Source organism: Bacillus sp. 2175 (assembly GCF_057812155.1).
The window spans coordinates 4,415,249-4,439,946 of sequence record NZ_CM173819.1; the positions used below are offsets into that span (position 1 = coordinate 4,415,249).

Below are 24,698 nucleotides of genomic sequence, written 5' to 3' on the forward strand. Positions count from 1 at the left end.
ATTTTGCTTCATAGAAAAAGGCCATTTCTAAATGACCTTTTTCACAATGTACCTATAAAATTTCTTATCTACCTGTAGCACCGGAAAGTTTTTCGGCAACTCGTCTATACTCACACTTTCAAAACCATTCTTTTCATAAAAACGATGTGCCGCTAAAAATTTTACTGTTGTTCCTAAGTAAATATCTTTCAATTTTTTATCCTCAGCCCATGAAATTGCTGTTTGAAGCAACATATGTGATGCGCCCCATTCTTTTCCGCGAAACTCTTTCTTCACGAACATTTTTCTTAACGCTACTTGATGATTCTCAATATCTAATAAAGCTACTGTTCCAACTACTTTACCATCATAAATTGCTATCCAAAAGTTTCCGTAATCCTTTTGATAGAATGTTTCTATTTCAAGTAAATCAGGTTGCTCTTCTTTCGTAATTGAAACATTATACTCTTTTTGCTGAATATGAACGATAAGATCTACTACTTCCTCTTGAAACGTACTTTCATACGGAATAATGCGTATCTTCTCGTTCATCGAATCTCCTTCCACTCTGAAGCTAGTAAACTATATACAGCGATATCGTGAAAATGATCATATAGCCATTCATCATCTCTTAAAATGCCATCTAACTTAAATCCTAAACGTTCTGGAATAGCGCGGCTTTTCACATTTTCAACACCGCATCTAATTTCCATTTTATTTAATTTTAAATTCTCAAATGCATAGTGAAGTACAGCCTTCACACTACGCGTCATAATACCTTTCCCGCCAGCATCTTCTGCAAGATAATACCCAAGACTCGTCGCTTTCTTCCCCCAGCTCACTGGATGAATACCTACCATCCCAACGAGCTTTCCTTTGTAACGTATGCCACTTTCAAAACCATCTCCCTCTGCAAATTTCTTTAACCACATCGGAAAAATCTCATCATAAGCATCAGCAGATTTCGTCCCATCTACCCAAGGGAGCCATTTTCGTAAATGATTACGGTTTTGATCTAATAATTGATATAATTCCTCTTTATGATGTTTTTCTAGTAATTGTAGTTCGATTTCGTCATCTACTCGGAGTGTGAACATGTTTTTTAGTCCCCTTTTTAGTTTTCTTATTATTCTAACACTTATATTTCAAAACGCGTACCAATATATCAACGATTTTTGAAATATATCGAACACAACTCCATATATATAGACGTTTCAACATTAATGCATAACCACGACAACATAAAAAAGACGCACAGCTAAGCTATGCGTCTTTTCTATTACTTCTCTGCAACTTGAACTTCTTTTACGTAAGCTGCTTCGAATTTTTGGATGTCACCTGCGCCCATGAAAATTAGAACGCCGTTTTTATGTTTCTTTAATACATCCGTTGTTGTATCTGTAATTAGCTCTGCACCGTCAATACGCTTTTGCAGATCTTCGATTGTTAATTCACCTTTATTTTCGCGCGCTGATCCGAAAATATCACATAAGTATACTTGATCAGCTTTGCTTAGGCTTTCTGCGAACTCATCTAAGAACTTTTCTGTACGTGAGAATGTGTGTGGCTGGAATACAGCGACAATTTCACGCTCTGGATGTTTTTGACGAGCAGCTTCAATCGTTGCATTAATCTCTGTCGGATGGTGTGCGTAGTCATCGATGATTACTTGCTCTCCCATCGGCTTTTCATTAAAGCGACGTTTTACGCCTTCAAAAGTTGTTAATTGATGTTTTACTGCTTCTACATCAACATTTTCATAATGGCAAAGCGCGATTACTGCTAACGCATTTAATACGCTGTGATTGCCGTATCCTGTAATTTTGAACGTATCATAGTACGTGTTACGAACGAATACATCGAATATCGTGCCATCTGTTCTCTTTTGGATGTTGCGTGCTTGGAAATCATTATCTTCTCCAAATCCATAGAAAATAACAGGTACTTTCGCTTGAATTTTTTGAAGTTCTTCATCATCTCCACATGCAATAATGCCTTTTTTCACTTGCAATGCCATCTCTTGGAATGCACTGAATACATCATTGATGTCTGCAAAATAATCTGGATGATCAAAATCAATATTCGTCATAATTGCATAGTCTGGATTATAAGACAAGAAATGACGACGATACTCACAAGCTTCAAATACAAAATACTTACTATTTTCTACCCCATGCCCTGTTCCATCTCCAATAAGGTAAGATGTCGGGTGTGCACCTTGCATTACATGGGCTAACAAACCTGTTGTTGATGTTTTTCCGTGTGCACCAGTTACAGCAACACTTGTGTATTGGCTCATCAGGTCACCTAAGAAATGATGGTAACGATGGACTGGGATGTTTAATTCTTTTGCTGCTACGATTTCTTCATGCGTATCAGGAAATGCATTTCCTGCAATAATCACTTGTCCTTCTTCTACATTATTCTTATCAAAAGGAAGGATCGAGATACTACGCTTTTCCAACGCTGTTTGTGTAAAGAAACGCTTTTCATAATCAGACCCTTGAACAGTATGCTTCATATCATGAAGAATTTGCGCTAATGAACTCATTCCTGTTCCTTTAATTCCTACAAAATGGTAAACTGTCATCTTAAAGAACCTCCAACATTTCGAACTAATACAACGGCCTATCTATAAGACAGTATATGAATCTTTTCTTATTTTGGTAATCATCATACATTTTTGATGTAGTGAAGTTATTTTTTCCCTTCACTTATCAGGATAAACTCGTACGTACTTCTTTATATGTCCATAACAAGTCCATTATAGCAAAAAAGAAGCCGCTATACTATGATAACAGAAAAACTGATAGGGTCAATCACCTATCAGTTTTTCTCTCTTTTACATCTCTTCTCTTTTTTCTAATTGAACACGCTCTAAACGTGGGTTTGGACGATATTTACGACCAGCTTTTGCTTCTGGTTTCCCATTTAATTCTACATTATCACCAGTAAAGCCAATATTCATTTTTAATAAGCTACTTCCTACCCCGTATATGTCAACAGGTACGTTTTGAGCTTCAAATTCACGAATACGCTTCTCATCAAATCCACCAGTTACAACGATGTCTACATGCTGGAATCCTTCTTCATCAAGTGCTTTACGAAGTGCGAATACAAGCGATGGGTTTACACCACGTGGATCGAATGTTCCAAGTACTTCTGGGTGGCGAATGAAGTATTGATCAATCATCGTGCGGGACGTATCTACACGTACACCTTTTAATGTTGATCCAAATTCACGCGCTACGCGAAGTGCATCTGTAATGACATCATTGTTGTAATCAATTAATACAACTAATTCATCTTCTGGGAATTTCTTATGATATGCTTTTGCCGCTTCCACAACATCACCATTAAACATTTGAATTAATGCGTGAGGCATCGTCCCCATACCACTTTTGCCCCACCATTCATTCATCGCATGCGTCGCTTGTGCGCTCATACCTCCGATGTATGCTGCATAACCGTCACCAGCTTGTTGTGTATAATGATCGTCACGATCTCCCATGAAAATAACTGGTTTTTCTTTATCTACGCTACGCGCAGCTTGGACAACGTTATATACGTTTGTCGCAACCGATGTACGACGAGCTAAAATCCCATCAATGACACCTTCTAAAAATCCGAAATTTTCATAAGGACCATGAATTGTTAACACTGTTTCAAATGGACTAATTTTATCGCCATCTTTTAAAGAATTAATCTCAAGTTCCTCAGGATTTTTAGCGAATGTTTGTAGCAATGCAATTACTTCATCCGTTCCGCAAAGAACTGCATTTTCCTTTTGGAAAAATTGCATCGTTACAACACTTTTCGGGCGAAATTCTTCGATGATTTCTCTAGTCTTTAAAAAGTAAACGGCAGAGAACCACCCTTCTCCAACACGTTCGTCAAATTTAAATGTTTTATTTGTTAGTCTATTTATTTCACCTTTTAATTTTAATTCAATTTCTTTCATGTCGCTTTACTCCCTACTTTACTATCCAACATTTTCTCTTAGTATACAGCAAAACCGTTTACTATACATTCGTTTCCTGCATAGCGGCAAATTCGTCCTCAGAAATAAGGACATCTCTCGGTTTCGTTCCTCTACCTTCAGAAATAATTCCTTGCGATTCCATCTCTTCAATGAGACGTGCCGCGCGATTATAACCGATGCGGAATTTTCGCTGTACAGAAGATGTGGACGCTCCCCCTTGTTCTACAACAAATTGACATGCATCAAGGAACAATTCGTCTTCCGACTCAGCTTGTTCTGTTTTCGCTAATAAATCCTCTTGCTTAAATAAATAATTCGGCTTCATTTGCTTTTTCACATGATCAACTGTTTTTTCAATCTCATCATCCGATACATATACACCTTGTACACGAACTGGCTTAGATGTACCGTTCCCTAAGAATAACATATCACCACGGCCAAGTAATTTCTCCGCGCCCCCAATATCAATAATCGTACGCGAATCAACTTGAGATGATACAGTAAACGCAATACGCGTTGGAATATTTGACTTAATTAAACCTGTAATAACATCTACAGATGGACGCTGCGTTGCTACTAATAAATGAATACCACAAGCACGTGCTTTTTGCGCAATACGACAAATCGCTTCCTCAACATCACCAGGTGCTACCATCATTAAATCGGCTAACTCGTCAATGACAATAACGATATAAGGTAATGTCTCTCCTGGAATTTCTCGCTCACTTACAATCGTATTGTAGCGAGTTAAATCACGAGCACCAGCATGCGCAAACAATTCATAACGGCGTTCCATTTCCTCAACTGCCCATTTTAATGCAGCTGTCGCTGCTTTTACATCCGTAATAACAGGTGCTACAAGATGTGGAACAGAATTGTATGGTGCAAGCTCAACCATCTTCGGATCGATTAACATTAACTTCACTTCATGTGGTTTCGCTTTATATAAAATACTCGTTAAAATCGCGTTAATACACACACTTTTACCTGAACCCGTCGCCCCCGCAATAAGTCCGTGCGGCATTTTTCGAATATCCGTTACAATTGGATCCCCTGAAATATCAAGCCCCAGCGCAACAGTAAGCGGTGATTCACTCTTTGTGAATACAGGACTTCTTAAAATTTCACGAAGAAATACTGGCTTACTTTCTTTATTTGGAACTTCAATTCCAATCGCACTCTTCCCTGGAATCGGTGCTTCAATACGAATATCTTTCGCAGCTAAGCTTAACTTAATATCATCACTTAAATTTGTAATTTTATTTACTTTCACACCTGGGTCTGGCTGCACCTCAAAACGAGTGACTGCCGGACCTTGCGATACATTAATAACATGTGCTCCAACGTGAAAATTATTAAACGTTGTATCTAATAATTCTTTCTGCTCCTCTAACCATTCAGTATTATCTAACGCTGATTGCTGTGGAATCGACAACAGCGCTAATGGCGGAACAGTGTATGTCGGTGGTGTGTGCAATACATTTCGCATATCGTTCTCTCTTTGATTTACAACATATGCTTTCTCTTGTACTTCCGTACTTGAAATTGGCTTTTGTACTTGCTCTACCACTACTTGCTGTATTGGTTGTTCTTCCACTTGTGGCTCTGCTACTACTTGCTGCACTGGGTGCTCTTCCACTTGTGGTTCTGCTACTACTTGCTGCACTGGGCGTTCTTCCACTTGTGGCTCTGCTACTACTTGCTTCATTGTTTGCTCTTCCACTTGTGGTTTTGCTACTACTTGCTGCACTGGGTGCTCTTCCATTTGTGGTTCTGCTGCTACTTGCTGCACTGGGCGTTCTTCCACTTGTGGTTCTGCTACCTCTTGTTGCACTGGCTTATTCTCTACTCGTACATTAGCAGAAGGCTGCATTGCATTTGCTCTAGCTGCATGTCTTTCCATTAATCGTGTTCTATCTTGTTTCAACATAACAACATTAAATGGTACATGACGCTTTTTCTCACGTTTTGGTTCTTCTTTTTGTACAACTGGTTGTTCTTCTGCGACTGGTGTTTCCTCGGCAACTGGTTGTTCTTCTACGACTGGCGCTTCTTCTACAACTGATTGCTCTTCTACGACCGGTGCTTCTTCTACAACTTGTTGCTCTTCTGCGACTGGCGCTTCTTCTACAACTCGTTGCTCTTCTGCGACTAGTGTTTCCTCGGCAACTGGTTGTTTTTCTACGACTGGCGCTTCTTCTACAACTGGTTGTTCTTCTGCAATTAAAACATCCGCAAAGCTTTGAACATCTTTCTTCGTTTGTTCATCAGCCTCAGCAACATGTATGAATTCACTCTTTTGTTCAATTGCTTCATCTTCTTGCTGAATTTCCTCAAGTGCTACAAATGTCTCTACTACAGGCGCGTTTATTTCTGCAATTACTTCAGCTTCTTCTGACTCTTCTGCTTCCGCAATTACTTCCACTTCTTCTGACTCTTCTACTTCCGCAATTACTTCAGCTTCTTCTGACTCTTCTGTTTCTGTAATTACTTCCACTTCTTCTAGCTCTTCTGTTTCCGCAATTACTTCTACTTCTTCTAGCTCTTCTGTTTCTGTAATTACTTCTACTTCTTCTGACTCTTCCGCTTCCGCAATTACTTCTACTTCTTCTAGCTCTTCTGTTTCTGTAATTACTTCTACTTCTTCTGACTCTTCTGCTTCCGCAATTACTTCAGCTTCTTCTGACTCTTCTGTTTCTGTAATTACTTCCACTTCTTCAGGTGCCTCTGTTTCCATAACTACTTCTTCAAACTCTTCCGTTTCTGCAATTACTTCTACTTTTGACACTTCTTCTGGTATTTCCACAATGATTGTTTCTTCAAGTTTTTCTTCTGCTTTGACAATCACTGATTCTTCTGGAGCTTGCTTTTCTACTTCAATAGTAGGTTGTTTTATTTCTGTATTACGTTTAATTTCTTCTGATAATATTGTATCCTCGTGCTCTACTTTAGAAGCTACTAATTCTTCTTGTAGATTGTTTTCGTTTAACACCACTACATCTTTTTCTAGCTTAGCACTTTCCATCTGCTCAGCTACTGTTTTATGAAGTAATTCATCCGCTGAAACTTCCTGCGGTGTACTCATTTCTTGAATCACTTCTTTTTCTTCTACTAAAGGCACTTGGCGTTCAATTTCATAACCGTTTTTCTCTAGCCATTGATCAACTACTGACTTTTCTTCCTTTTTATTCTCTTTATATTGTTGCTCTCCTTGCTGGTTAGCAGCTCTATGACTAGAAGAAGTTGGTGCTTGTCCTTCTGAGAAATCAGATAATGTATATCCTTTTTTCTCTAACCATGCATCAACGACTGATTTACCCTCTACAGATATTTCAAGGTCTTCTCTTTCCTTTACTTCCTCCTGCTTTTCTTCCTTTTTCTCTACTGAAGGACGATTATATCCATAAATTGGCGAAATCATTTCTGTTGGCCGAAATGGTCTACGGTTACTCTCTTGCGCTGGTGTAGATGCTTTCTTTACGACAGACTCCCGCACCGGTTCATATTGCACTTCCGGCTCTTCATATGTAGAAACTACCTTTTCCACATACGGTCGTCTGCTTCTTTCCACCTTTATTCCTCTTTGGGCAGTCGGTTCTTCATATGTTACTCCTTGAACAGGTTGTTCTTCGAAGCGATTTACTTCGCTTTCATCCTCTTCATCGAACCCATTATCCGGTACTAAAGGAAAACGGCATTTACCTGCATTCCTACTTGCCATTTGTGCTTCTCTTGCTTCAGTGTAGTGGTTTACACGAGGAATTTTCGGCTGACTTTCAATTTGCTTTGGTACTTCTTTATTCATCGCTGTTTGTTCTTCCTCTTTGTTAAACAGCTTTTTCATCCAATCTAACATGCTTACCACTCTTTCTACTAAATAGTAACATCCTTTATTGTATCAGCATTCGGCAAAAAGTGCAGGTAAAATTAAGCATGTCATATTTATCCATAATATTCTAATTTACGAGTGTTTTCATATAAAAAAACGCAGTCTTTCATGTAAGACTGCGTTTAAGCTTTACTCTTCCGATATTCATCTACACTATCCGTTACACTTTGCAACAAGGAATTTACATACTGCGAGTCAGATAATTTTTTATCTTCTTCAGGATTTGACATAAACCCAAGTTCTAATAGTACACCAGGTACTTTGGACCAATTAAATCCAGAAAGATCATCCCTGAATTTAATTCCATTCACTTTCACTTGTTGATTCTCTCTCATTTTATTTACAATCGTTTGAGAGATTTGAAGACTTTCCGCATAAATCTCTTTCGTATACGGACTTCCTTCTGCCGGCGTCAATACAGCGAATCCACTTTGGTTTGGATTTTCAGAACCATCTGCATGAAGACGTAAAAATAAATTAGCCTTATGATTATTTGCGAATGTCGCCCTTTCTTTATTACTTATATCAACGTCTTGTGATGTTCTCGTCATTAATACTTGTATCCCTTTTGCTTCAAGCTTTTCTTTTAATAAAAAAGCCATTTCTAATACAAGTACAGCCTCTCTCTTTTTCGTCACAACACCTGTTGTACCGTCTGTCACTTTATATTTTTGCGTTGTTGCCCCTGGTCCAATCGGCTCTAAATTTAAATTCGCTTTTTGTTGATGCCCTGGATCAATAACGACGAGAAACTTCTCTTGTTTTTCATTACTCTCTACTTTTTGTTCATTATTTTGCACTGGTTGCTCAGTCGGCTGCACTGGCGTAGTTTCTTCTTTCTTTTCATCAGATGATACTTCCTCTTGCTTATGTTCTACTTGCTCATTCGTTTGAATTGCTTGCGATTCTTCGTTCTTTTCTTGTTGCTTTTCTACCGGTGCGTCTTCTTTGGTATCTTTGTTTTTCTCTTGTATAGAAGATGTAGTTTCTTTTTTCGGCTGCCCTTGTGAACAACCGGCCATATATATTCCAATGAATGCAATCATGCTCATTATTTTTATATACTTCATACTTCTCTCCCATCACTTTGCACCGGATTCAAAGTTTTTCTTATAATTGCCCTATAATCTCATCTATATTTCCAATATAAACTGGTTGCCATTTTTCTGTACCACGTTCTGCAGTATAAAGCGGATAAGCGGCATCATCTATATTTACGAAAACTGGATCGCCCATATCCGTTTCATATCCAATTGTAATCCATTCTTCTTTCCATTTTCCGTGTTCTTCACTTATTAATGAATTTTTATGTTTATCGTATCGGTAACCGATTTGTCCTTTTTCTAATTCACTTTCACTAAACAAATATATTTCATAAGTACCTAGCTCAACATCTTGCTGTTTTGAAGTTTCAATTCGTTTTAGAAGTTCTGCGATTTTTGGTTGCTGTTTCATACTTCTATCCCCTTCTACTTTTCTAAATTTTAACTAGATTGTTTATAAAATACAATATAGATTTTAAGAAAAAAAGTGACATCCTTATCATATTAACGATTTTTTAAATATATCTATCACAACTCTCAATATATCAACGATTTAACACGAAATTTCGATTTACCGACAAAGAATGACAAAAAAAGAGAGGCTGTCCAAAAGGACAACCTCTCTTTTCTTATATCAATTAAAATTTAAACTCTTGTCCAACTTCAAAGCTATCTTCTAATACAAGAATACCTTTTTCTTGTGGAGCATCTGGAAGCTCTAATTCACGTGCAGAGCAGATCATTCCAGAAGAAGGAACACCGCGAAGCTCAGCTGGCTTGATTAACATACCGCTTGGCATTACAGCGCCGATTTTTGCAACGACAACTTTTTGTCCTGCATCAACGTTTGGTGCACCACATACGATTTGTAATGTTTCTGTACCGATTTCTACTTTACAGATGTTTAACTTATCAGCATTTGGATGTTTTTCTTTTTCAGCTACATAGCCTACAACAAATTTCGGAGAAAGATCTGCTTCTACTGTTTCTTCAAAGCCATTCTTCGCTAAAATTTCGTTGATTTTCTCTACAAGCTCTTTCGTTAATGTAAGGTTGCCTGTTTCTTTTACTTCTAAGTAAGAAGATGCATTAAAGATGTTGAATCCTGCTGTCTCGTTGCTTTCACGATCGTATACGCGTGCAACATCTCCTTTGCGATCAAAAGTACGGTTCTCTAAAGTAATATCTTGTAAGGCAACAATTAAAGTGTCACCAATTCCTTCAAGGTTGTAAAAAACGTTCACTTCGTTCATCCTTTCTCTTTTCCATCTGTCTTCTTCCGATTTTTCGCTAAAATAAAGATTGGTTCAAATTCTCCATCTTCATATACGAATGAAAGTGATGTAATCGGAACATGCCCTTCGGCAAAAAATTTCATTGTCATTTGTGCAATAATATCATAACCGATTTCGTTGACGATATCAGCAATAATTAATACATCTTGGTGAGGAACAGCAACAACCATGTCACCAGAAATCTTTTCACGCATCGATTGTAGTAACGATTCGTTTAAAATACGAGTCGCGTCATACCCATCATTTGTGTTTAAAAAGTAGAATGTATTACCCGCTACTGTGTCTTGTTTAAATTCATAACCTAATGAGCGTGCGTTGAATAATGCCATTTCACGCACTTGCTGTTCTGTAAGTTCTAATTTTTGTAATAGACGCTCGTCAATTAGTCGATACGTTTTATTCGAATCTAACGCATAGTAAATACGTGTTTCCGCCGTATGATCCGTCATAATAAACGGATTTCCTTCTTCTGCTTGTTTCGGGAAAGAAGTAGAGCGAATAACAGGTAAAATTTTCGCTCCGCTATTTTCTTCTTTATGCATCGCAATTAGCGCTTCTTGTACGTAATAAGCAACTTCTTCAATTGCCTTTTCTTTGTTCACTTCCCATTTTGCCACAACTCCTGGAAGCGATACGTTAATACCTTTTTTGGAGTCTTTTTGTTCAATACGTAAAACTTCTTTCTCACTATCATACTGAAAGTCCCATTCTGGGCGAGATAATTTCTTTATTAGCTCATCTTTCATCTTTTTACTTGTCATCTTCATCTCTTTTTCCTCCCTTCCAAAAAAATAACCTCCCCCGCGAAGGTAGAGGTTGTTTTACAATTCAATTGGCAAATTGCCTTATTTTAAACCTTCAATGAACTCTTCGATTTGTTCTTGTGTTTTACGATCTTTGTTTACATAGCGACCAGTTTCTTCACCTTTATTGTACGCTACAAAGCTCGGAATGCCAAATACGTCTAATTTTACGCATAGATCAATAAACTCATCGCGATCTACATAGTAAAATGAGAAATCACTATATTTCTCTTCTACTTCTGGCATAAATGGGTCTACAAAGCGGCAGTCTGGGCACCATTCTGCTGAGAACATAAAGACTACATTCTCTTCATTTTTTAACTGTTGGAATTGCTCCATGCTTTCTAATGACTTCATCTATATTTCCTCCTCTAACGGGTACATTTTTCATGTTATAATCTTTCTTTTATACTACCATACATCGCGCACGGTGCAAGGTTTATGCTTGCTTTTTGTCATACTTATATTGCCCAACTAACAACTTAACAACGTGTACAAATAATTCCGTACGGTCGACATAATCATCTGTAAAAATACCGATCGCACCTTCGTGACTACGAATATCTTTTCGCTGCACAAACTCTTCCATCACTTCGCTTAATTCCTTACCATCTTCAAGAGGTGCTAAAAAATCGTCTGGTAACGTAATACGCGCTCCTCCGGCCACAAATACTTTCCCATCACTTGTTGCTAGCGCGCCCCAGTTACACATAAATAAACCGTGCTCCGTTTTCATTACGCCGCCTTCTAGCCCAATCCCAATTGGAGCTTCTCCGTCCTCTAGCGCTCGCTTCGCTCTATTGATCGCTCCTTGCATCGTCTCTTCATCTGAGAAAGGCTGAGCTGATACTCCTGACGGAACAGAAAGAGATGTAATTTCAGCATCTTTCCAAACCTTCTCCACAGCGCCAACCTTCGTTTTATTCTTCGATCCAACTACTACTTTCATTTCGTTCACCTCTATAAAAATTCATCATTCTATTCTAATATCCGCTTCGGCACAAATTAAGTACCAACCACTACCACACACCATCAGGGAATTCCTTCTCCCCATAAAAGAAGGTCGCTTTCTAAAATATTACTGGTCCTAAACACAAAAACAGGCTTCTTCTTTCTTCCTACCCGCGGTCTTAATACATCATTCGAGCACCCATTAGGCACTAACCGCCACCACTCATCGCTGGGTCATCTATTCAACCTAAAAAAAGAAGGGTTTTTCGCCCTTCTTCTCTACGCGTTATTCTTAATTGTCTCTAACGTCGTTTTATCTGTTGTTCTTACAAGCTTCGTAATTAATTCTTTCGCCGCTGCATAATCATCAACATGTAAAATTGAAGCATGTGTATGAACGTAGCGTGCACAAACACCAATTACTGCTGATGGGATACCAGAGTTACTTGTATGTACACGGCCCGCATCTGTACCACCTTGTGAAATAAAGTATTGGTACGGAATGTTGTTTGTTTCTGCTGTATCTAAAATAAATTCGCGTATTCCTCTATGTGTTACCATCGTGCGATCGTAGATACGAAGAAGAGCACCTTTTCCTAATTGACCGAACTGTGTTTTGTCACCAGATGCATCGTTTGCTGGACTTGCATCAAGCGCATAGAAAATGTCTGGTTGAATCATATTTGCAGCTGTTTGCGCTCCGCGGAGGCCTACTTCTTCTTGTACAGTAGCACCAGAATATAATGTATTTGGTAATGTTTCATCTTTTAATTCTTTTAACAATTCGATTGCAAGACCACATCCGTAACGGTTGTCCCAAGCTTTCGCCATAATTTTCTTTTCGTTTGCCATCGGCGTGAATGGGCAAATCGGCACGATTTGTTGTCCTGGTTTTACACCAATTTCAATCGCGTCTTCATAACTATCTGCACCTATATCAATTAACATATTTTTTATATCCATCGGTTTTGCACGTTGCGCGTCACTTAATAAATGAGGAGGAATAGAACCAACAACCCCAATAACAGGACCATTCTTCGTCATAACTTGTACACGCTGTGCTAATAAAACTTGACTCCACCATCCGCCTAACGTTTGAAAACGAAGCATTCCGTTTTTCGTAATTTGCGTAATCATGAAACCTACTTCATCCATATGACCTGCTACAAGAACACGCGGACCAGTTTCGTCCCCTTTTTTCAGACCAAATACGCTACCTAAACCGTCTTGTACAATTTCATCCGCATATTTGCTTAATTCTTGTTTCATAAAACGGCGTACATCATGTTCAAAACCTGATGCACCTTGTAATTCTGTTAACGTACGAAATAATTGTAATGTCTCTTTATTCACGAAGTCCCCTTCTTTCAAACCTTAGTAGAATACCTCTTTTATTGTAACGAAATTTTCGAAATGTTTCTAGTTTCTTCTTTTTTAGCTGTATTTGCTTTATAATTATTATCGGTACACTATTTTTATTTTATAGAATTGAGGTGAATATATGAGCTGGAAAGGTTTAGTAGCAGGTCTTGGCGTTGGGTTCGCAGCTGGTTATCTCGTTGCAAACAAAGTACAAGAACAATCCCATATTTCTTCAGAAAAAGCATTGAAAATGGTGAAACAAGCATTAAGTCATAAAGGTGAAATTACTGGCTCTTGGGTACATATGGTTCCAGAGACATTTGAAAAATATGATGTCGCATATGAAGTTTATCGCGGCGGTCTTACAACAATGTTAAATGATATACAAGAACGATTTGAATTTTTAGTTGATGCTAAAACAGGTACTGTTTTAGAGGTTATAGCAGCATAAAAAGGAGGGTTCCCATTAGGTGAACCTCTTATTTTTTTGAAATTGCGGGTATTGATTAAAATTATATCAGCGATTTTCCGAATATATCGGCGCAACTCAATTTATATCAGCGATTTCCCAATTATATCGGCGCAACTCAATTTATATCAGCGTTTGTTTAAATATATCGACTTACCGACAAAACCCGACAATAAAAAAGAGGCTGCTCCAATAAATATGATGGAACAACCTCCTATTTTTATGCTTCTATACTCGTTTTCCGTTCTACTTTTTCTACGATATGCCCTTCCTCATTCCACTTCACAGCGCGATAATATGCGTCATGGTAAAACGTAAACCATGCCTCTTTTTCAGCACCATACTTCATCCACTTTTGTTTATTTTCAATCGAGGTCATCGGATAATCGTCGTATGCCATTACCCATAATACATTTTGATGTGCGTGCGTCGGTAATAGGTCTGCTAAATGAAGCATCGTTTCCCCATGGCTTTCTAAAGCAATAACTGCATGTCCATCACTATGACCACCTGTATGCACCATTTTTATTTCATCTGTAATTTCTATTTCTTGCTGGAACGTAACAACTTGATCTACAATCGGCTCCCAATTTTCCTTCCAATATGTATTACGGGATCTAATATTTGGGTTCCTCATTTCATTCCACTCTGTTTCACTTACGTAAACTTTCGCGTTCGGAAACGCTGGTACAAGGTGATCACCTTCCCATTTTGTTAAACCAGATGCATGATCAAAATGAAGGTGCGTCATTAAAACATAGTGAATATCTTCTGGCTTTAATCCTAGTTTTTCTAATGATTCATAAACCGATGATTCTTCTGTTACACCTTGATTCCGCTTCATCTTCTCATTCAATTTACCGTTTCCTATTCCGGAATCAATGAGCATATTTCCGTCTTTCGTTTGCAAAAGTAACGGATCTGTTCGTAAATAAATATGATTTGTATCATTATGTTTATACTTACGTGACCAAAGTACTTTCGGCACAACACCAAACATCGCTCCCCCGTCTAAATGTGTATTCCCGCCTTTTAACCACGTTACTTTTATATCTCCAATTTGTAACTGTTCCATTACACATCCCCCTTTCAATTAATCTTAACATAAAATTCTGATTATTTTAGATGTAAAAAAACCTATGCATTACTGCATAGGCTCTGTACGATATTTTGCTTCAACTCGGTAAATACGATGACCTTTACTAGAGAATTTCTCTTCGTATTCAGTCATGATGTTACCTTCAAAGTCGCTGTTATGAAGATCTAAGCTTAAGTACGTTAGTAACATACCATACTCAGCCATACTCATAAGAGAATATTCAAATAGACCTTGGTTATCTGTTTTGAAATGAATTTCTCCGCCTTCTACTAACACTTCTTCGTAATTACGTAAAAATGTTTTATACGTTAAACGACGCTTCGTATGACGTTTCTTTGGCCATGGATCTGAGAAGTTTAAATAAACGCGATCAATTTCACCTTTCGCAAAGAAAACTGTTAAATCTTCAGCATCTTTATTAATTAACTTTAAGTTTGGTAATTCTTCTTCAATTAATTTATCAAGTGCATCTACAACAACACTTGTGAATTTTTCAATTCCAATATAATTAATATGTGGATTCGCTTTTGCCATATCATACATGAAGCGGCCACGACCTGTACCTACTTCAATGTGAATTGGTTGTTCGTTTCCAAATACTTCTTTCCAGCTACCAGCGCGCTCCTCTGGGTTTCCGATTACGATATGTGAATATTCATTAATTCGATCCATTGCATACGGTTTATGTCTTAAACGCATAGATGTTTCCCTCTCTTTACATAGCTATTTTAAAGGAATAATTCCTTCTTTCTTTTTTAATCAATCTACCAAACAAAAAACCAAGTACGTACGAGCACTCGGTCCGTTTCTTTCAAGTATAAGATGTACCATTTTGATAAAAACTACATACAGCATTAAACATTCCATGACGAAACAGCTTTTTCTCTTACATTTGAAGAGAAAAACAATCGAAAGGATGATCCGTTCATGCCAATTAATCAACAACATCAATTAGAAGTGCTGAAAGATATTTTAGTCAACCACCAAAGTGATTGCTGCGGGACAGTTTCAGAATGCGAGCAATTAGAGCGCCTCATTCAATCGTTACTCGCAAACGATAATATAAGTAGTGACGCTAAAACAATGCTAAACGATGTATATTCTTATAGTCAATCGGGTAAATCTTCCTCTAATTTGGACAACCATATTTCCAATAATCAAGAACAACTTACTCAGTGGATTGCTGGAATGGACAATTTTTCTTAAGTATTATTCTGAAGCAAGTAGTTGCTGTAAATATTGATGCCAATATTCAGCTTCTGCTTGCTGTTTTTTTGTTGTATGCCATTGAATAGACAAAATCGTTTGTGCTATCACATACCATCTCATACGCCTAAGCAGCGATTCATCCATTTCAATATCATAATAACCGAGCCACTCACTCCACTCCTGGCGCGGAATGTACCAATATAATAACATACCGAGGTCTAGAGCTGGGTCAGCAATTACAGCTCCATCCCAATCAATTAAAAACAATTCATCTTCATCCGACAATAGCCAGTTGTTATGGTTTACATCACAATGGCATACAACGAATTCATTGTATTCAATAGCTTTTAATGAATCCATTAAATATTGAAGGCCTTGCTGAATTGTTTCATCATCCCTTATATCTCCTCTTAAAACGAGTTGCAGTTGTTGTAATAACTCTTGTGCGTGAAGCGGCTGCTTCCCAAGTCTTTGAATCATCTGTACAAGCGCTTTAGAGGAGTGTATTTTCTTTAAAAGTTTCGCAACACGTTCTAGTTTCATATCCTCTGGCTCTAGCTTCTGTCCCGGAAGCCATTTTTGAGCAGAAATTACATCACCATTCGTTACCCTTCTTGTCCAAAGTAATTTTGGAACAATTCCTTCTGCTGACAATACCGCTAAAAAGGGCGATGTATTCCGCTTTAAAAATAACTTCTGTTGTCCGTTTTGCGCAATATATGCATCGCCCGTTACTCCACCAGCCGGTACAAGACTCCACTCTTTTCCTAATAATTGTTCCAACCATTCCATATTCATTACCCGTTAACAAATCCTTATCTTTTATAGTTATGAAAAGAAAAACCGCAACATTTCTACACATGTTGTGGATTCATATATTTTACTGTAAATGAAAAGAAAAATTAGCCTAAGCCAAAAATCCTCTATTTTATTTTACAAAACCTGTCATAGAATGACAACTTATCAAAATCGTCACCTTTGTCAATTCTACATTTATTACATTCTCATCGTCAAGTAGCGATTTGTCACATTATCGTCAATATATACGTGCTAATTGGAGCGAGCCTAAGTTCCTTTCCTCTAAATGAAGAAATTGGCTCTATTTTCGCTTCGTTTTCGTTTACTAACACATGCCACGTTGCTTCTTTCGGAAGTTGCACAGTTTTAGCTTCTAAACCGCTATTAAATAAGACGATAATCTCTTTCCACGGCCCAAACGATTCTGCATGCTCTAGGTGATATGCAAGTACTTCTGTAGATGTTTGTAAAAAAGTCATATGTTTTTTTATAAGGTCTGCATTTTGTAATCGGAATGCCCCATGCTCTTTACGAATCGCAATTAAACCTTTTATATAGTTAACGGTCTCTATCTCTTTCTCTTTTTGATCCCAATCTAATTGATTGATCTCATCATTTGCATTATAACTATTTTCATTTCCTTTCTTCGTACGATAAAACTCTTGCCCTGCGTGTAAGAAAGGAATGCCTTGTGAAAGAATAACCATTGCGCTCGCTAATAGGTGACGTTTTTTCAAAATCGTTTCTGATTCTTCATTACTGCGCACTAGTTTATCCCACATCGTCATATTATCATGACATTCTACATAGTTAATGCTTTGCGCCGGCTCTAAAAACAGCCCTGTTTCTTTCATACTTAAAAGACTTCCTGCTGCAATATACTGCAAATGATTACAGTCTACATGCCCACCAAATGCAAAACCACGCTTATTTATATGAAATGTACTCCCTTTTATCCCATCACGAAATTGATCATTAAACTGCGCGATATGTGGCATTTTCTTCGCATTATTTAACGTTGCTTTTTCCTCAAGAGGAAGCGGTGTTTGTAAATCCCATCCTTCTCCTAATAACAAAGCATCTCGTTTTATGTTTCGCACTTCTTTCTCTATCATATTCATTGTATCAACATCTAAAATTCCCATTAAGTCGAATCGGAATCCATCGACATTGTATTCAGTAAGCCAATATAAAATAGACTCTACAATGAATTTCCTCATCATTTTCCGTTCAGACGCTACATCATTTCCGACTCCCGTCCCATTAGAAGGCATACCATCTTCACCATGACGAAAATAATATCCTGGAACAAGCTTCTCAAATGATGATAGCTCTCTTTCATAAACATGATTATATACAACATCTATAATCACCCTAATACCTTGTTCATGAAATGTTTCAATTAGTTGTTTGCACTCAACTATCCTGTTATACGGATCAGAGGGGTTTGTAGCATAAAATCCTGTTGGTGCATTGTAATATAATGGATTATATCCCCAATTATAGGCGGACGAAGGATTCGCCTCATCTACACCACCGAAACAATATAAAGGTAATAATTCAACATGCGTAACGCCTAAATCTTTTATATGAGACAAACCTGTCAATGTCCCATTTCGTCCTGTTGTTCCTTCTTCCATTAGCCCTTTATACGTCCCTTTTTTACTCACTCCACTGTTCGGATGAATAGTAGCATCACGAATATGCAATTCATACAATATGGCATCTGTCATTGCTTGTAATGGTGGTAATTGCTCTCGTTTCGTTACAGTCGTCTTTTCTAAATCGATAACAATGCCATACTTTCCATTTACAGTCACTGACTTTGCGTAAGGATCCACCGCTTCGTTCCATATTAAATTAATACAAACAAGAAATGTATAGCGTGCTCCGTCTAAATCACCTTGTAATGTTTGAATCCAAACTCCGTTTTCTCCCCTGTACATTTCATGATCGGTATATTCTTTATCACTCTTATAAATTCTTACTTTCGCAAGCCTTGCAGTTGGGGCCCATACTTTAAATGTCGTTTCTTGTTTTTGATACACAGCACCTAAATCTGTACCTTCGTAATAATACTTTTCATCGAAAATTTTTGTTCGAATAACAGCACCTATTTGTAAATCAGTTTCTTCATTCCGTTCATCTCGTACTGTATAATACTTCCCCACATCTAGCGGCTCTTCTATAAAGCACTCATACTTCGTTGCATCTGGAAGCGCAATAGTATGAGCAATCGGTAAATCTTTCACATTACTTCCTTCTTGCAAACGAAATGTCCGACTTGTTCCATACGCATGTGGGAGCAAAATTGTAATTTTATTCATTTCATCTAAATAGGCATCAAATGGACGTTTTACTTTCAACATAAAAAAATCACCATCATTCTCAAAGTTAAAATAAAGTGAAACTTTAATGAGCGAGAAAATTTTTCCATCCTCACTTATTATTAGCCTTCACCAATTAGGCGAGATAAAATGAGCTGCAAATGATAAGGCTTTTCTTATCAACAAGACTCTATACAGTAACTCCATTCTTCTCTATAGTATATTCACCTGCATAAAAAACGTTTTCAACATTCTATTTTTGTAATTTTATTTCAGCAATCGATTTATACTTCGGGGTTTCTTTCACGTGGGATTCGTATAAAGTAATTGTATCTGCTTGAAATGATATTTCAGGCACTTCTTTTATACTTTCTAAACGAAACTTTTCTTCTCCTATCCATTTACGAGCAACGGTAATATGCAGGTGATACGGGCGTATTTCTAGAGAAAATCCATTTTCTTCACAAATGGCATGTACTTGCTTTTGCAACTGAAACAAATCGTGATTCTCACTTACCTTCGCCCAAAAAATACGGGGCTGATTTTCCCTACCAAACGTTGAAAAACCTTGTAACGTGAACGATAGTTCTTTTGTTTCTGCAACTGTTTGTAATCCATTTTTTATTCCCTCTAATTGTTCCTCCGTTGCACTCCCTAAAAATGAAAGGGTAATATGATAGTCTTCTTTATGTACCCATGAACGAAATTGTAATTCCTCTTGCATGTCCTTTTTATAGTTATACAGCATTTCTTTTATATGATTCGGTAACGTAATTGCGACAAAATAATGCAGTTCCATGTACATCTTCTCCTTCTTTCTATTGTTGCTTTTCTTTCTTATCTCATTCAGGTAAAAAGAAGCCGCTCTCCAAAATAGAGAGCGGACATTATTTATATATCCATTACTTCGCTAATTCATGAATTGCTTGCGCGTAAATTGCTGTTGCTTTTAATAAGTCTTCAATTTCGATATACTCATCTTTTTGATGTGCAAGTTCTTCTTTTCCAGGGAATAGCGGGCCAAATGCCACACCAGCTTTTAATGAACGAGCATAAGTACCGCCGCCGATTGCTAATAGTTCTGCTTTTTCACCTGTTTGTTCTTCATACACACGTTGTAACGTACGGATTAATACGTGATCTTTATCGACGTGATGTGGGCGAGAATTAGAATAGTCAGCCACTTCAAAACCATGCGTACCAACATATTCTTTCAACTTCACAATTGTTTCTTCAAAGTTAGTTGTAACTGGGTAACGTACGTTTAGCCCTAAGTTACCACCGTTTTCTTTCGTATAAGAAATGCGACCGACATTCACTGTTAACGGACCGCTAATTTCATCTTTATAAGCAATAGTAGCTTTTTCACCAAAAATATCACCAGTAAATGTTTCTGTTGCAAATGTCGCAAATGCAGTTGCTTTTCCATCAAGTGAAACTGTAGTTAAGAAGTTTGCTAATAATAAACCTGCATTTTCTCCTTTTTCAGGAGTAGATCCGTGCGCTGAAATTCCTTCTATTTGCAACGTCACTGCATTTCCTTCTATAGTCGATTTCCCTATTTTTTTAGCAGTTTGTAAATACTCTTCATATGCTACTGTAAGTGCATTTACATCTTCTCCTGTAATAACCGCTTCTGCAAAATCAGGAACCATATTTAAACGGCGCCCTGAATCAAATGAAACAAGTTCATATGTACCTTTTTTCTCTTCACTACCATTTTGCACAACTTGTATGTCAGAAATTCCTTTTTCTGCATTAATAATTGGAAAGTCTGCATCTGGTGCAAAACCGATTGTTGGCATTTCTTCATTTTTAAAGTAGTGATCTACACATTTCCAATTACTTTCCTCATCTGTTCCTATAATCATACGAACACGTTTGGAAAGAGGTAAGCCTAATTCTTTCACAATTTTCATCGCATAATATGCTGCCATCGTTGGGCCTTTATCGTCAATTGCACCACGTGCAAAAATCTTTCCATCGCGAATATCCGCACTATATGCAGGAGTCGTCCAGCCATCTCCTTCTGGTACAACATCAACGTGACAAAGAATGCCTACTAACTCTTCTCCTTGTCCCATTTCAAGATGACCTGCATATCCTTCTAAATTTTTAGAAGCAAAACCTTCAGTTTCTCCTTTATGTAACATGAAAGATAAAGCTTTTTCTACACCTTCACCGAATGGTGCGCCCTCTTTCGCCGATTCTTCTTCCCATACACTTTTAATTTGTAAAAATTGTTGTGTATCACGAATTAAATCATCTTTTCGTTTCGCAACTTCTTCTGTCCAATTAATTGCTGACATCACGCATCCATCCTTCACTATATTGTTTCTTTCATCATAACAAACCGAAATCTCTTATGCCATACACGAAAACTAAATACCGAACAATTGTAATATTTCAGATATTTCTTATTAGTTTTTCTTTTATTTTTTCAAAAAAATTTGCAGGAATTTGGCGTTTTACGTAGAATTTTATGTGTTAGTTGACTGACCATATATACAATGTCAACTACCAATATTTTTCTATATGAATATTTGTTAAATTTCTGTAAAATTTAAGTAGATTAAAGCATGAATTTTATCATGTAGAGTACAATGGTAGTAACGACCTTCTTTCCTGAATGGGGTCAAAAAAACTAGTAGAGGAGTGGTTTTCTCTTGAAACCTACAACTACTCGTATGCTAACACGCATTAAATCAATTTATATGTACATCAATGAAAACGGAACGGTAACGACGAAAGACCTTGTAGATGAGTTCGGGATCACACCGCGAACGATACAACGTGATCTAAATGTGTTGCAGTTTAATGAACTCGTGTATAGCCCTTGCCGCGGTAAGTGGACAACAACAGGAAAGAAAGTGAGAATGACCTCATAATGAAAAATAATTGTATGTAAATAAATACATACCCCTTTCTAATAATTAGAAAGGGGTCTTTTCTGCGCCTATAAAGGTACTACTTTTCAGTATCTACTTGATATGTTTTTAACATTTCTACTTCTTCATCTGTTAGCTCTCGGTATTGTCCAAGTTCTAGTTCTTCATCTAATACTAACGGACCCATCTCTGTTCTCTTTAGGTAGACTACTTTTTTCCCTACCGCTTCAAACATACGCTTCACTTGATGGAATTTCCCTTCCGTAATCACAAGCTCAATTTCAGAAATATCATCGCTTTTCAATATTGTAAGTGCACCTGGCTTCGTTTCATAGCCATCATCTAAAATAACACCTTTAGCAAACTCTTTTACATCCTCTTCTGTTACTACTCCTGCAACGTGTGCATAATATTTTTTCGGCACATGCTTTTTCGGAGATAATAATTGATGTGATAACTTCCCATCATTTGTTATCAATAAGAAACCTTCCGTATCGATATCAAGTCGTCCAACTGGGAACGGATCAAAGATTGCATCTTCTAATTCTAATAAATCTATTACTGTTTCATGATTATCATCTTCCGTCGCTGAAATAACACCTTGTGGTTTATGCATCATTAAGTAAACAAATTCTTTGTATTCCACAACTTCACCGTGAATCATAACTTCTTGCTCTTCTACATTTACATGAACTTTCGCATCTTTTACTGGCGTTCCATCAATTTTCACAACGCCGTCTTTCAATAATTTCTTTACTTCTTTTCTACTTCCATATCCCATATTTGCTAATAATTTATCTAATCTCACGTTTTTCACCTTCTTTATTTATCATAGAAAAGGGGGACGTAATTACGCCCCTCTTGATTTCAACTTTATTTTAAATCTACTACCAAGTTTACGTTGAATTTTATCTAATGCTTCTCCGCCAAATACTCTTTCAAGTACTCCTGTGCGAATTGCTAACAATCCGTAAACAAGACCGCCAATACCTGCACAAATTGCAACTGTTATAAGAGCACCAATACGGCCATCAGGCGAAATCATGAAGGATAGAAGCCATTGTGATAGTTTTACAGCAACGACCATTATAAGTGTTAGTACTGCAATTTGGAATGTTCTTTTATATACAACACCGAATGAATAGTGTGCGTATTTTTTAATTTGTTGATTTGTGTACCAAACAGAAGCTAAGAAACCAACTGCTGTTGCTAGAATTGCTCCTACTGTACCGAAATAACGAATAAAGATTACGTTACATACAAATTTCAAAATAACGCCCATTATAAGCGCAATAATCGCATGCTTCTGCTGGTTAATACCTTGCAGGATTGCCGCTGTTACTGTAAATAAAGCGAATAACAACGCAACTGGTGCATACCACATTAATACTTGTCCACCTAGTGGATCTGAATCGTAAAACGCAGTATAAATTGGATATGCCAGTGAAGAAATACCGACAACTGCTGGCAATGTTAAAAACATATTCGCCTGGAATGTTTGTGTAATTTGCAATTTCAAATAGCGGTATTGTTTTTCAGTAAATGATTTTGTAATTGCTGGTACAAGCGTTAAACTAAACGCTGTTGCAAGTGATACAGGAATCATAATTAACTTATGCGTCCACATTGTGAAAATACCGAGAGCTCGCTCTGCGATATCACCTTGACCAATCGCCTGCATAATTGAGTTAAATGTCAATGTATCAATTTGTTGATATAAAGGAATTGTTAACCCAATTACAACGTAAGGAATCGCATATGCAAATAACTCTTTAAACAATTGAACGGTGCTTACTGTTGATTCTGGTACAGTTTGTTCAATTAGATATTGATCCAAATATTTTTTACGTTTTAACCAGTACCAAATTAACACACCGAGTGCTCCAACCGCTGAAACGAACGCAGCAAATGTCGCTACTCCAACTGCTGTTGCAACTGTACCGCCAAGTACTTTAATAACGATAAAACTACCTGCTAATAAAAAGACGATACGAATAATTTGTTCAATAATTTGTGAAACGGTAGTTGGTCCCATAGACTGGTGACCTTGGAAATAACCACGAATTAAACTCGCTGCTGGTACAACAATAAGTGCGAAACTTACAAGACGAATAATCGTCGTAACTTCTCCTACATTATTGTGTATACTTTGTTTACCAAGCATCGCTTCTGCAAACAATGGCGCCGTCATGTACAGTACTAGGAACGAAAGAACTCCTGTTACTATCATCATAACCATTCCCGAGCGGAACATTCTCCGGCTCGTTTTATAATCGCCAAGCGCATTATATTTGGAAACAAATTTTGAAACAGCAAGTGGCACACCTGCCGTTGCGATACTTAAAAAGATCGTATATGGAATGTATCCATATGTATAGAGCGTTCCGCCTTCTGTTCCTACTAATGCATGAAACGGAAAGACGTAAATCATGCCTAAGAACTTTACTAAAAATGTCCCTAGCGTAACAATAAGCGTTCCGCGCAGAAATTTCGAATCGGACATACAAAAATCCTCCTACATCTACATAAAGTGAAACTATAATTAGTTGGAGACTTCTCTCCTACTCCTTATTAGTTGAACCATTCGAGCATTTACAGGCTAAC

The 24,698-nt window shown here is 37.4% G+C and carries 23 protein-coding genes; 3 read left to right on the forward strand and 20 right to left on the reverse strand.

Going from position 1 to position 24,698, the window contains the following annotated elements:
* Positions 1–27: 27 nt before the first annotated feature.
* The 12 genes from ACXKY9_RS22900 to ACXKY9_RS22955 all read right to left on the reverse strand — a co-directional run bounded on the left by ACXKY9_RS22900 (position 28) and on the right by ACXKY9_RS22955 (position 13,295).
* A complete protein-coding gene (locus ACXKY9_RS22900) occupies positions 28–531 on the reverse strand; it encodes a GNAT family N-acetyltransferase (protein ID WP_001003150.1) in 504 nt (167 codons plus the stop codon).
* The gene (locus ACXKY9_RS22905) at positions 528–1,076 is read right to left on the reverse strand and encodes a GNAT family N-acetyltransferase (protein ID WP_000494682.1); all 549 of its coding nucleotides are present in this window, start codon (positions 1,074–1,076) and stop codon (positions 528–530) included. The genes ACXKY9_RS22900 and ACXKY9_RS22905 overlap by 4 nt, the downstream gene beginning before the upstream one ends.
* A gap of 182 nt (positions 1,077–1,258) precedes the next feature.
* Entirely contained in the window at positions 1,259–2,569 is a 1,311-nt protein-coding gene (gene murC / locus ACXKY9_RS22910) for a UDP-N-acetylmuramate--L-alanine ligase (protein ID WP_000219468.1), read from the reverse strand.
* Positions 2,570–2,821: 252 nt separating this feature from the next.
* A complete protein-coding gene (locus ACXKY9_RS22915; RefSeq protein ID WP_000658370.1) occupies positions 2,822–3,940 on the reverse strand; it encodes a nicotinate phosphoribosyltransferase in 1,119 nt (372 codons plus the stop codon).
* Positions 3,941–4,001: 61 nt separating this feature from the next.
* Positions 4,002–7,817, reverse strand: coding sequence for a DNA translocase FtsK (locus ACXKY9_RS22920; protein WP_000888031.1), 3,816 nt, complete (start codon positions 7,815–7,817; stop codon positions 4,002–4,004).
* A 155-nt stretch (positions 7,818–7,972) separates the two neighbouring features.
* Positions 7,973–8,920, reverse strand: coding sequence for an N-acetylmuramoyl-L-alanine amidase (locus tag ACXKY9_RS22925; protein ID WP_000874054.1), 948 nt, complete (start codon positions 8,918–8,920; stop codon positions 7,973–7,975).
* Positions 8,921–8,960: 40 nt separating this feature from the next.
* Positions 8,961–9,305, reverse strand: a complete 345-nt coding sequence (locus tag ACXKY9_RS22930) for a hypothetical protein (RefSeq protein ID WP_000813342.1) — start codon at positions 9,303–9,305, stop codon at positions 8,961–8,963.
* 226 nt (positions 9,306–9,531) lie between these two features.
* Positions 9,532–10,146: a YtpR family tRNA-binding protein gene (gene ytpR, locus ACXKY9_RS22935; protein WP_001006761.1), complete on the reverse strand. Its 615-nt coding sequence runs from the start codon at positions 10,144–10,146 to the stop codon at positions 9,532–9,534.
* A complete protein-coding gene (locus tag ACXKY9_RS22940; RefSeq protein WP_000784588.1) occupies positions 10,143–10,955 on the reverse strand; it encodes a DUF1444 domain-containing protein in 813 nt (270 codons plus the stop codon). The genes ytpR and ACXKY9_RS22940 overlap by 4 nt, the downstream gene beginning before the upstream one ends.
* A 78-nt stretch (positions 10,956–11,033) precedes the next feature.
* Positions 11,034–11,348, reverse strand: coding sequence for a thioredoxin family protein (locus ACXKY9_RS22945; protein WP_000838193.1), 315 nt, complete (start codon positions 11,346–11,348; stop codon positions 11,034–11,036).
* Between the two features lie 82 nt (positions 11,349–11,430).
* Positions 11,431–11,940, reverse strand: coding sequence for a DUF84 family protein (locus tag ACXKY9_RS22950; RefSeq protein WP_000869937.1), 510 nt, complete (start codon positions 11,938–11,940; stop codon positions 11,431–11,433).
* A gap of 281 nt (positions 11,941–12,221) precedes the next feature.
* Entirely contained in the window at positions 12,222–13,295 is a 1,074-nt protein-coding gene (locus ACXKY9_RS22955) for a M42 family metallopeptidase (protein WP_001031507.1), read from the reverse strand.
* A 148-nt stretch (positions 13,296–13,443) separates the two neighbouring features.
* Here ACXKY9_RS22955 and ACXKY9_RS22960 point away from each other — a divergent pair, with 148 nt between their 5' ends.
* Positions 13,444–13,755 carry a PepSY domain-containing protein gene (locus tag ACXKY9_RS22960; protein ID WP_000118543.1) on the forward strand — a complete coding sequence of 104 codons (312 nt, stop codon included), beginning with the start codon at positions 13,444–13,446 and terminating at the stop codon, positions 13,753–13,755.
* Positions 13,756–13,993: 238 nt separating this feature from the next.
* On the opposite strand, the gene ACXKY9_RS22965 is transcribed toward ACXKY9_RS22960, so the two are convergent.
* Both ACXKY9_RS22965 and trmB read right to left on the reverse strand, forming a co-directional pair.
* Positions 13,994–14,848, reverse strand: a complete 855-nt coding sequence (locus ACXKY9_RS22965; protein ID WP_000436862.1) for a YtnP family quorum-quenching lactonase — start codon at positions 14,846–14,848, stop codon at positions 13,994–13,996.
* Between the two features lie 69 nt (positions 14,849–14,917).
* Positions 14,918–15,571: a tRNA (guanosine(46)-N7)-methyltransferase TrmB gene (gene trmB, locus ACXKY9_RS22970; RefSeq protein WP_001239385.1), complete on the reverse strand. Its 654-nt coding sequence runs from the start codon at positions 15,569–15,571 to the stop codon at positions 14,918–14,920.
* Positions 15,572–15,799: 228 nt separating this feature from the next.
* Here trmB and ACXKY9_RS22975 point away from each other — a divergent pair, with 228 nt between their 5' ends.
* On the forward strand, positions 15,800–16,078 hold the full coding sequence (locus tag ACXKY9_RS22975) for a YtzH-like family protein (protein ID WP_001122235.1): 279 nt from the start codon (positions 15,800–15,802) through the stop codon (positions 16,076–16,078).
* Positions 16,079–16,081: 3 nt separating this feature from the next.
* On the opposite strand, the gene ACXKY9_RS22980 is transcribed toward ACXKY9_RS22975, so the two are convergent.
* The 4 genes from ACXKY9_RS22980 to pepV form a co-directional block, all read right to left on the reverse strand.
* Entirely contained in the window at positions 16,082–16,879 is a 798-nt protein-coding gene (locus ACXKY9_RS22980; protein WP_001986674.1) for a phosphotransferase family protein, read from the reverse strand.
* A 227-nt stretch (positions 16,880–17,106) separates the two neighbouring features.
* Positions 17,107–19,248 (reverse strand): type I pullulanase, encoded by a 2,142-nt coding sequence (pulA, locus tag ACXKY9_RS22985; protein WP_000921745.1) that lies wholly within the window; start codon positions 19,246–19,248, stop codon positions 17,107–17,109.
* A gap of 211 nt (positions 19,249–19,459) precedes the next feature.
* Positions 19,460–20,005 carry an RNA 2',3'-cyclic phosphodiesterase gene (gene thpR / locus ACXKY9_RS22990; RefSeq protein WP_000419000.1) on the reverse strand — a complete coding sequence of 182 codons (546 nt, stop codon included), beginning with the start codon at positions 20,003–20,005 and terminating at the stop codon, positions 19,460–19,462.
* A 103-nt stretch (positions 20,006–20,108) separates the two neighbouring features.
* Positions 20,109–21,515, reverse strand: a complete 1,407-nt coding sequence (gene pepV / locus ACXKY9_RS22995; RefSeq protein WP_001274251.1) for a dipeptidase PepV — start codon at positions 21,513–21,515, stop codon at positions 20,109–20,111.
* 357 nt (positions 21,516–21,872) lie between these two features.
* Between pepV and ACXKY9_RS23000 the strand changes: the two genes are divergently transcribed.
* Positions 21,873–22,094: a DeoR family transcriptional regulator gene (locus ACXKY9_RS23000; RefSeq protein ID WP_000805512.1), complete on the forward strand. Its 222-nt coding sequence runs from the start codon at positions 21,873–21,875 to the stop codon at positions 22,092–22,094.
* A gap of 79 nt (positions 22,095–22,173) precedes the next feature.
* Here ACXKY9_RS23000 and ACXKY9_RS23005 read toward each other — a convergent pair whose 3' ends face one another.
* Positions 22,174–22,902 (reverse strand): pseudouridine synthase, encoded by a 729-nt coding sequence (locus ACXKY9_RS23005; RefSeq protein WP_001234947.1) that lies wholly within the window; start codon positions 22,900–22,902, stop codon positions 22,174–22,176.
* A gap of 42 nt (positions 22,903–22,944) precedes the next feature.
* On the reverse strand, positions 22,945–24,597 hold the full coding sequence (locus ACXKY9_RS23010; protein ID WP_001284029.1) for a putative polysaccharide biosynthesis protein: 1,653 nt from the start codon (positions 24,595–24,597) through the stop codon (positions 22,945–22,947).
* Positions 24,598–24,698: the final 101 nt, after the last annotated feature.